At 70.1% G+C, this 9,086-nt stretch carries 8 protein-coding genes; 6 read left to right on the top strand and 2 right to left on the bottom strand.

Annotation, left to right across the window (positions count from 1 at the left end):
• The coding region (locus tag ADK64_RS03885; protein ID WP_159046154.1) for a homocysteine S-methyltransferase family protein at positions 1-300 on the bottom strand (300 nt) is incomplete at its 3' end.
• A 330-nt stretch (positions 301-630) separates the two neighbouring features.
• On the opposite strand from ADK64_RS03885, the gene ADK64_RS03880 reads away from it, so the two are divergent.
• The 6 genes from ADK64_RS03880 to ADK64_RS03855 all read left to right on the top strand — a co-directional run bounded on the left by ADK64_RS03880 (position 631) and on the right by ADK64_RS03855 (position 7,757).
• Positions 631-1,395 carry an IclR family transcriptional regulator gene (locus tag ADK64_RS03880; protein WP_053654777.1) on the top strand — a complete coding sequence of 255 codons (765 nt, stop codon included), beginning with the start codon at positions 631-633 and terminating at the stop codon, positions 1,393-1,395.
• Positions 1,396-1,741: 346 nt separating this feature from the next.
• Positions 1,742-2,536 (top strand): MIP/aquaporin family protein, encoded by a 795-nt coding sequence (locus ADK64_RS03875; RefSeq protein WP_053654775.1) that lies wholly within the window; start codon positions 1,742-1,744, stop codon positions 2,534-2,536.
• A 69-nt stretch (positions 2,537-2,605) separates the two neighbouring features.
• Positions 2,606-4,144, top strand: a complete 1,539-nt coding sequence (gene glpK, locus ADK64_RS03870) for a glycerol kinase GlpK (protein ID WP_053654773.1) — start codon at positions 2,606-2,608, stop codon at positions 4,142-4,144.
• Positions 4,145-4,184: 40 nt separating this feature from the next.
• Complete coding sequence (locus ADK64_RS03865) at positions 4,185-5,801, top strand: glycerol-3-phosphate dehydrogenase/oxidase (RefSeq protein WP_053654771.1); 1,617 nt, start codon at positions 4,185-4,187, stop codon at positions 5,799-5,801.
• 142 nt (positions 5,802-5,943) lie between these two features.
• Entirely contained in the window at positions 5,944-6,615 is a 672-nt protein-coding gene (locus ADK64_RS03860; RefSeq protein ID WP_053654768.1) for a FadR/GntR family transcriptional regulator, read from the top strand.
• A gap of 143 nt (positions 6,616-6,758) precedes the next feature.
• A complete protein-coding gene (locus ADK64_RS03855; RefSeq protein ID WP_053654767.1) occupies positions 6,759-7,757 on the top strand; it encodes a PAC2 family protein in 999 nt (332 codons plus the stop codon).
• Between the two features lie 65 nt (positions 7,758-7,822).
• On the opposite strand, the gene mshC is transcribed toward ADK64_RS03855, so the two are convergent.
• Positions 7,823-9,052 carry a cysteine--1-D-myo-inosityl 2-amino-2-deoxy-alpha-D-glucopyranoside ligase gene (gene mshC / locus ADK64_RS03850; RefSeq protein WP_053654804.1) on the bottom strand — a complete coding sequence of 410 codons (1,230 nt, stop codon included), beginning with the start codon at positions 9,050-9,052 and terminating at the stop codon, positions 7,823-7,825.
• Between the last annotated feature and the right edge of the window lie 34 nt (positions 9,053-9,086).

Here is a 9,086-nt window from a genome sequence, read left to right as displayed (position 1 = left end):
CTCCGGGATGTCGTACTCACCGAGCGCGGAGTGATTGGCCCCGAACGTGTTGGTCTCGACACAGTCGACACCCACCGCGAAGTACGCCTCGTGCACCGAACGCACGATGTCCGGACGCGTCAGGTTGAGGATCTCGTTGCAGCCCTCAAGCTGCTGGAAGTCCTCCAGCGTCGGGTCCTGCGCCTGGAGCATCGTGCCCATCGCCCCGTCGGCGACCACCACACGACTGGCGAGGGCCTCACGGAGCGCGGACACACGGGTCCGGCTGTCGGCGGAAGGAAACGGTGGCGACGAGGCCATGGAGGGACTCCCTAGATGCGACGGCTGTCGGCTATGCGGCTTTTCCCCGGACAGGCGGGAATGCCGCACGGCGTCAGCGTAACCGGGAGTCGGCTTTGATGGGCAGCGGCGTCCACGAGGCGGACGCGGGGGCCCTCGCTATCACGCTCGGGCCACGTGTGATGTAACAGGTGTCGACCGACCATTAGCGGGAGGTCGACATGGACCGGTAGTGTTCGACATTGCCGAACGCTGGGTAGCAAGACGTACGACGGTGCGCGACGGCAGTCGGCACCGAGGACGGCACGCCCGCGTTCGTCGACAGTCGAAGGGGACGGAGGCAGGACGGCGATGGCACGGAACATCCAGTCGCTCGAACGGGCGGCCGCGATGCTGCGGCTGCTCGCGGGCGGCGAGCGCAGGCTGGGCCTGTCGGACATCGCCTCGTCGCTGGGCCTCGCCAAGGGCACGGCCCACGGCATTCTGCGCACCCTCCAGCAGGAGGGGTTCGTGGAGCAGGACGACACCTCGGGGCGCTATCAGCTGGGCGCGGAGCTGCTGCGGCTGGGCACCACCTATCTGGACGTGCACGAACTGCGGGCGCGGGCCCTGGTGTGGACCGACGACCTGGCCCGTTCCAGCGGGGAGAGCGTGCACCTGGGAGTCCTGCACCAGCAGGGCGTACTGATCGTGCACCACGTCTTCAGGCCGGACGACAGCCGACAGGTGCTGGAGATCGGCGCCATGCAGCCGCTGCACTCCACGGCGCTGGGCAAGGTGATCTCGGCTTACGACCCGGTGGCGCACAGCGAGGCGCTGGACACCGAGCGGAAGGCCTTCACGGACCGCACGGTGTGCGACCACGCCGACTTCGAGCACCTCCTCGACATCACGCGCGCGCGTGGGTACGCGGCCGACGTGGAGGAGACCTGGGAGGGAGTGGCGTCCATCGCCGCGCCCATCCACGACCGGCGCCGGATGCCCGTGGGCGCGGTCGGCATCACCGGCGCCGTGGAGCGGTTGTGCCGGGACGGGGAACTGCGCCCCGAGCTGATCGCGGCGGTGCGCGACTGCGCCCGCGCGGTGTCCAGGGACCTCGGCGCGGGCCGGTTCTGAGCGCCGCACGCCCTAGGGGGAGTTGACCGGGACGCCGGGCGGCGTTCCGGTTCTCGCCCTACCCTGAAATGGACATTTAGGGCGAGTGCCTACGTCAACGCGCGAAGAGTGATATCCGGCAGCGATCAATAACGATCCTGTTTTCAATAACAGAACCCTTGACGCCCGCGTAACGCCGAAGCAGACTCCCGTCCATCGGTCGGCATTGTCGAACACCTACCGGCAATACGCGCTAGAGTGTGACAACGCCAAGGGCCGGCATCGCTCTCACCCCCGAGGGCGCGCCAGAACTCCCGGAGGGACCCGGGGTTCGGCTACCCCTGGACGAAGGACAAAGGAGTCGCGGGTGTCCAGCTCCGACATCTTCATCGGCGAGACCATCGGTACCGCCATACTCATCCTGCTCGGCGGCGGCGTCTGCGCGGCTGTCACGCTGAAGGCCTCCAAGGCCCGTAACGCCGGTTGGCTCGCCATCGCCTTCGGGTGGGGCTTCGCCGTCATGACGGCCGTGTACATCTCCGGACCTCTCTCCGGTGCACACCTCAACCCGGCCGTCACCATCGCCCTGGCCATCAAGAACAGCGACTGGAACAACGTCCCGGTCTATCTCGCCGGCCAGCTGCTCGGCGCGATGATCGGCGCGACCCTGGTGTGGGTCGCCTACTACGGCCAGTTCCACGCCCACCTCACCGACAAGGAGATCGTCGGCGGTCCGGGCGCCCAGGCCACGACGGCCAAGGCGGTCGAGGCCGAGGAGCAGGGCGCCGGCCCGGTCCTCGGTATCTTCTCCACCGGTCCGGAGATCCGGAACGTGGCGCAGAACCTCGCCACGGAGATCATCGGCACGGTCGTGCTGATCCTGGCGGTCCTCACGCAGGGCCTGAACGACAAGGGCAACGGCCTCGGCGTCCTCGGCGGTCTGATCACCGCACTCGTGGTGGTGTCGATCGGTCTCTCCCTCGGCGGCCCCACGGGCTACGCGATCAACCCCGCCCGTGACCTGGGCCCGCGCATCGTGCACGCCCTGCTGCCCCTGCCCAACAAGGGCCGTTCCGACTGGAGCTACGCCTGGATCCCGGTGGTCGGTCCGCTGATCGGCGGCGCCATCGCTGCAGGCATCTACAACGTCGCATTCGCTTAAGAAGCACACGGTCTTCCAGCACGCGCCGTACGTACAGCCCCATCACCACGGATCTTCCAGGAGCACACAGTGACCGACGCCCACACCGCAGGCCCGTTCATCGCCGCGATCGACCAGGGCACCACCTCCTCGCGCTGCATCGTCTTCGACAAGGACGGCCGTATCGTCTCCGTCGACCAGAAGGAGCACGAGCAGATCTTCCCGAAGCCGGGCTGGGTCGAGCACAACGCCAACGAGATCTGGACCAACGTCCAGGAAGTCGTCGCCGGAGCCATCGCCAAGGCCGGCATCACCCGGGACGACATCAAGGCCATCGGTATCACCAACCAGCGCGAGACGACCGTGCTGTGGGACAAGAACACCGGTGAGCCCGTCCACAACGCCATCGTCTGGCAGGACACCCGCACCGACTCCCTGTGCCGGGAGCTGGGCCGCAACGTCGGCCAGGACCGCTTCCGCCGCGAGACCGGCCTGCCGCTGGCCTCCTACTTCGCCGGCCCCAAGGCCCGCTGGCTGCTCGACAACGTCGAGGGCCTCAAGGAGCGCGCCGAGGCCGGGGACATCCTCTTCGGCACCATGGACACCTGGGTCATCTGGAACCTGACCGGCGGTGCGAACGGCGGCAAGCACGTCACCGACGTCACCAACGCCTCCCGCACCATGCTGATGAACCTCCACACCATGGAGTGGGACGAGAAGATCGCCGAGTCGATCGGCGTGCCGCTGCAGATCCTGCCCGAGATCCGCTCCTCCGCCGAGGTCTACGGCGAGGTCACCGGCGGCAAGCTCGGCGACCTGCTCGGCGGCATCCCGGTCGCCTCCGCGCTCGGCGACCAGCAGGCGGCCCTGTTCGGCCAGACCTGTTTCTCCGAGGGCGAGACCAAGTCGACCTACGGCACCGGCACGTTCATGGTGATGAACACCGGCTCCAAGATCATCAACTCCTACGCCGGTCTGCTGACCACCGTCGGCTACAAGATCGGCGACCAGCCGACGGTGTACGCCCTGGAGGGCTCGATCGCCGTCACCGGCTCGCTGGTGCAGTGGATGCGCGACCAGATGGGCCTCATCTCCACCGCCGCCGAGATCGAGACGCTCGCGCTCTCGGTCGAGGACAACGGCGGTGCCTACTTCGTGCCGGCCTTCTCGGGCCTGTTCGCCCCGCACTGGCGTTCCGACGCCCGCGGTGTGATCGCCGGTCTGACCCGGTACGTCACCAAGGCGCACCTCGCGCGCGCCGTCCTGGAGGCCACCGCCTGGCAGACCCGGGAGATCGCCGACGCCATGGTCAAGGACTCCGGCGACGAACTGGTCGCGCTCAAGGTCGACGGTGGCATGACCGCGAACAATCTGCTGATGCAGACGCTCTCCGACGTCCTGGACGCGCCCGTGGTGCGCCCGATGGTCGCGGAGACCACCTGCCTCGGCGCCGCCTACGCCGCCGGCCTGGCCGTCGGCTTCTGGTCCAGCACCGACGAACTGCGCGCCAACTGGCGCCGGGCCGCCGAGTGGACCCCCCGCATGGACGCGGAGACCCGCGACCGTGAGTACAAGAACTGGCTCAAGGCCGTCGACCGGTCCATGGGCTGGATCGAGGACGAGAGCTGAGCTGAGCTCCTGCAGCTCTGACGAGGAGTAAGTACCCGACATGACCAGTCAGTCCACCCTGCAGTCCGTGCCTGCCCTCGGGACCCGCCCGGCCTCCGGTGTAAGCCCGAGCCGCGCCGAGACCCGGGAGCAGCTCTCCAAGGCGTCGTACGACCTTCTGGTGATCGGCGGCGGCATCCTGGGCATCTCCACCGCCTGGCATGCCGCGCAGTCCGGCCTGAGGGTGGCTCTGGTCGACGCCGGCGACTTCGCCGGCGCCACCTCCTCCGCCTCCTCCAAGCTGCTCCACGGCGGTCTGCGCTACCTGCAGACCGGCGCGGTGAAGCTGGTGGCGGAGAACCACTTCGAGCGCCGTGCGGTCTCCCGTCAGGTGGCCCCCCACCTGGCGAACCCGCTCACCTTCTACCTCCCCGTGTACAAGGGCGGGCCGCACGGCGCGGCGAAGCTCGGCGCGGGCGTCTTCGCCTACTCCGCGCTCTCCGCGTTCGGCGACGGCGTCGGCCACCTGCTCTCCCCCGCCCGGGCGGCGCAGGACGTGCCCGAGTTGCGCACCGAGAACCTCAAGGCCGTGGCCGTGTACGGCGACGACCAGATGAACGACGCGCGCATGGCGCTGATGACGGTCCGCGCGGCCGTCGAGGCGGGCGCCGTCGTCCTCAACCACGCCGAGGTCACCGGCCTGCGCTTCACCAAGGGCCGGGTGACGGGTGCCGAGCTGAAGGACCGCACGTCCGGCGACGAGTTCGGCATCAGCGCCCGTCTCGTCCTCAACGCGACCGGCCCCTGGGTCGACCACCTGCGCAAGCTGGAGGACCCGAACGCGGCGCCGTCCATCCGCCTGTCGAAGGGCGCGCACCTGGTCCTGAAGCGGACGTCTCCGTGGAAGGCCGCGCTCGCCACCCCCATCGACAAGTACCGCATCACCTTCGCCCTCCCCTGGGAGGACATGCTGCTGCTCGGCACCACCGACGAGGAGTACGAGGGCGACCCGGCGGACGTCGCGGTCAACGACAAGGACATAGCCCAGATCCTGGACGAGGCCGCGTTCTCCGTCCGGGACCAGCAGCTGTCCCGTGACCTGATCACGTACTCCTTCGCCGGTCTGCGGGTGCTGCCGGGCGGTCCCGGTGACACGGCGAAGGCCAAGCGCGAGACGGTGGTCACGGAAGGCAAGGGCGGCATGCTGTCCGTCGCGGGCGGCAAGTGGACCACCTTCCGGCACATCGGCCGTACGATCATGCAGAAGCTGGAGGCGCTGCCGGGTCACCCGCTCGGCGACGACTTCGAGCCGATCTCCTCGCTGCCGAAGAAGCTGCCGCTGCCCGGTGTCGCCAACCCGCGCGCGGTGGCGCACCGTCTGCTGGTGGACCACCCGGCGCCGGGCCCGCGCATGGCCGCCGACACCGCCAAGCACCTGGCCACGCACTACGGTTCGCTGGCCTTCGACATCGCCCGGATGGCGAACGAGCACCCCGAGCTGGCCGAGCGCGTCCACCCGGACGCCCCGGAGATCTGGGCGCAGGTCGTCTGGGCCCGTGACCACGAGTGGGCCGAGACGCCGGACGACGTGCTGCGCCGGCGTACGACGCTGACGATCCGGGGTCTGGCCACGGACGACGTCCGGGCCAAGGTGCAGGACCTGCTCGACAAGAAGTGACCCGGCCCGGGTGAAAGGGGCGGCTCCACCGGTGGTGGGGCCGCCCCTTTCACCGGCCCGCAACTCCGCACAGGGCAGGCCCGCATAATGTGCTGAGACATCCGATGTCTTTGCTCACTGCGCGGGCGACAGGAGGCCGGTCATGGCAGTCACCGACGAGGCGATCGAGAAGATCAAGGACATGATCGTCTCCGGTGCGCTGCGCCCCGGCGACCGGCTGCCCAAGGAGAGCGAACTGGCCGCCGAACTCGGCCTGTCCCGCAATTCGCTGCGGGAGGCCGTACGAGCCCTGTCGCTGATCCGGATCCTGGACGTCCGCCAGGGCGACGGCACGTACGTCACCAGCCTCGACCCGCAACTGCTGCTGGAGGCGATGAGTTTCGTCGTGGACTTCCACCGCGACGACACCGTGCTGGAGTTCCTCGCGGTGCGCCGGATCCTGGAGCCGGCCGCGACGGCGATGGCGGCCTTCCGGATCGGTGAACGGCAACTGGACGCACTGTCCGCCCAGTTGGACGCGCTGGGCGCCGAGCCCTCGGTCGAGGAACTGGTCGCGGCCGACCTGGAGTTCCATCGCGGCATCGTGCGCGGCGCGGGCAACTCGGTGCTGTGCTCGCTGCTCGACGGTCTGTCGGGACCGACCACGCGGGCCCGGATCTGGCGGGGCCTCACCCAGGAGGACGCGGTCGGCCGCACGCTGCGCGAGCACCGGGCGATCCTGGCCGCGCTGCGCGACCGGGACGCGGAGGCGGCCCGTTCCTGGGCGACCGTGCACATCGCGAGCGTGGAGCACTGGTTGCGCAGCACGCTGTGAGGTGTGGGCCGACCGGGGGTGTTCCGCACAGGCGATCGGGGCAGTGATCCGTTCACTCCCCCGTGCAAGGGGGCTGCGGGCGCCCCCGCCGGACGCCGTAAGGTTGGTGAGTCAAGCGAGGGCACGTCGGAAGGAGGCACTGGGTGATCGAGCTGGAGGGGGTTCCCGAGCTGATCGACCCAGTCATGGTGGCCGCGTTCGAGGGCTGGAACGATGCCGGCGACGCCGCCTCCACGGCGGTCGCGCATCTGGAACGCGAGTGGAAGGGCGAGGTGTTCGCGGCGCTGGACGCCGAGGACTACTACGACTTCCAGGTGAACCGCCCCACGGTGTTCATGGACGGCGGCGTGCGCAAGATCACGTGGCCGACGACCCGGCTCTCGGTGGTCCGCGTCGGCGGCGACAAGCCGCGCGATCTGGTGCTGGTCCGCGGCATCGAACCGTCCATGCGCTGGCGCTCGTTCTGCAACGAGCTGCTCGGCTTCGCGCACGAGCTGGGCGTGGAGCTGGTGGTCATCCTGGGCGCCCTGCTCGGTGACACCCCGCACACACGTCCGGTGCCGGTCAGCGGGGTCACGTCCGACCCGGACCTGGCCGAGCGGATGGACCTGGAGGAGACCAAGTACGAGGGCCCGACGGGCATCGTCGGCGTCCTGCAGGAGGCGTGCACGCACGCGGGCGTCCCGGCGGTGTCGCTGTGGGCGGCCGTACCGCACTACGTCTCCCAGCCGCCCAATCCGAAGGCCACACTGGCGCTGCTCAACCGCCTGGAGGACCTGCTGGACCTGCGGATCCCGCAGGGTGAGCTGCCCGAGGACGCGCGGGCCTGGCAGGTGGGCGTGGACCAGCTGGCCGCCGAGGACAGCGAGGTCGCCGAGTACGTGCAGACGCTGGAGGAGGCCCGGGACACCGCGGAGCTGCCGGAGGCGTCGGGCGAGGCGATCGCCCGCGAGTTCGAGCGGTATCTGCGGCGCCGGGACGGCAGCCCTCCCCCTCCGGGCGGGCACGCGACGGCGGACGGCTCGGACACCGGGCCGTGGCTGCGGGACAACCCGAGCGGGAAGCCGCGGCCGCCGAAACCGCCGAAACCGGACGCCTCCGGCGATGCGACGGGCGACGACGGGGACGACTCGGAGGAGTAGCGGAAAGGGGCGGTACGCGCGATGCGTACCGCCCCTTCGACGTGCGGCGCGGCCGCCGGGCCGGGCTAGAGCGCCACGCCCAGCAGCGCGTCCGCCGCCCGTGTCACCAGTCCGGGCGCACCGGTGTCGGTGCCGCCCTCCTGCTCCTGGCGGGCCGCCCAGCGGTCCACGGCGACGAGTGCGGCGGGGGCGTCCAGGTCGTGCGCGAGGGCGTCGCGGATCTCCTCGACGAGCGCGTCGGCGGACGGGCCGTCGGGCCGGGAGACGGCCGCACGCCAGCGGTCGAGGCGGGCCACGGCGTCCCGCAGGACCTGGTCGGTCCACTCCCAGTCGGCACGGTAGTGGTGGGCGAGCAGCGCCAGCCGGATCGCGGCCGGGTCGACGCCGTCGCGGCGCAGCTTCGAGACGAAGACCAGGTTGCCCTTGGACTTCGACATCTTCTGGCCGTGCAGCGCGACCATGCCGGCGTGCACGTACGCCTTGGCCATGGGGAACTCGCCGGTGAGCACCTGGGCGTGCGAGGCGCCCATCTCGTGGTGCGGGAAGGCGAGGTCGGAGCCGCCGCCCTGGACGTCGAAGCCCATGCCGAGGTGGTCGAGGGCGATGGCCACGCACTCGATGTGCCAGCCGGGCCGGCCCCGGCCGAGCGAGCCGCCCTCCCAGCTGGGCTCGCCCTCGCGGGCCGCCATCCACAGCATCGGGTCGAGCGGGTTCTTCTTGCCCGGGCGGTCCGGGTCGCCGCCGCGCTCGGCGGACAGCAGCCGCATCGCGGCCGCGTCGAGGTTCGAGACCTTGCCGAAGTTCGGGTCGGACTCGACGGAGAAGTAGATGTCGCCCTCCAGCTCGTAGGCCGCGCCGAGGTCGCGCAGCCGCTCCACGAGCGGGACGATGCCGGGTATCGCCTCGACGGCGCCTATGTAGTGCTGCGGCGGGAGCATCCGCAGGGCGGTCATGTCCTCGCGGAAGAGGGCCGTCTCCTTCTCGGCGAGGGAGACCCAGTCGACACCGTCCCGCTCCGCGCGCTCCAGCAGCGGATCGTCGACGTCGGTGACGTTCTGGACGTAGTGGACCTGCCGCTTGGTGTCGAGCCACACGCGCTGAACGAGGTCGAACGCGTTGTAGGTCGCCGCGTGACCGATGTGGGTCGCGTCGTACGGCGTGATGCCGCAGACGTAGATACGGGCGACGGGACCGGGGTCGAGGGTGACGAGGCCGCCGGTCGCGGTGTCGTGGATCCTCAGGTCGCGGCCCTGACCAGGCAGGGCGGGGACCTCGGAAGCGGGCCAGGCATGCATGTACATGAGCCTAACCGGCCGCGAGCTGCGTATA

The organism is Streptomyces sp. MMG1121 (assembly GCF_001280015.1).
GTDB lineage: Bacteria > Actinomycetota > Actinomycetes > Streptomycetales > Streptomycetaceae > Streptomyces.
This window is presented reverse-complemented; position numbering and strand designations above follow the sequence as displayed.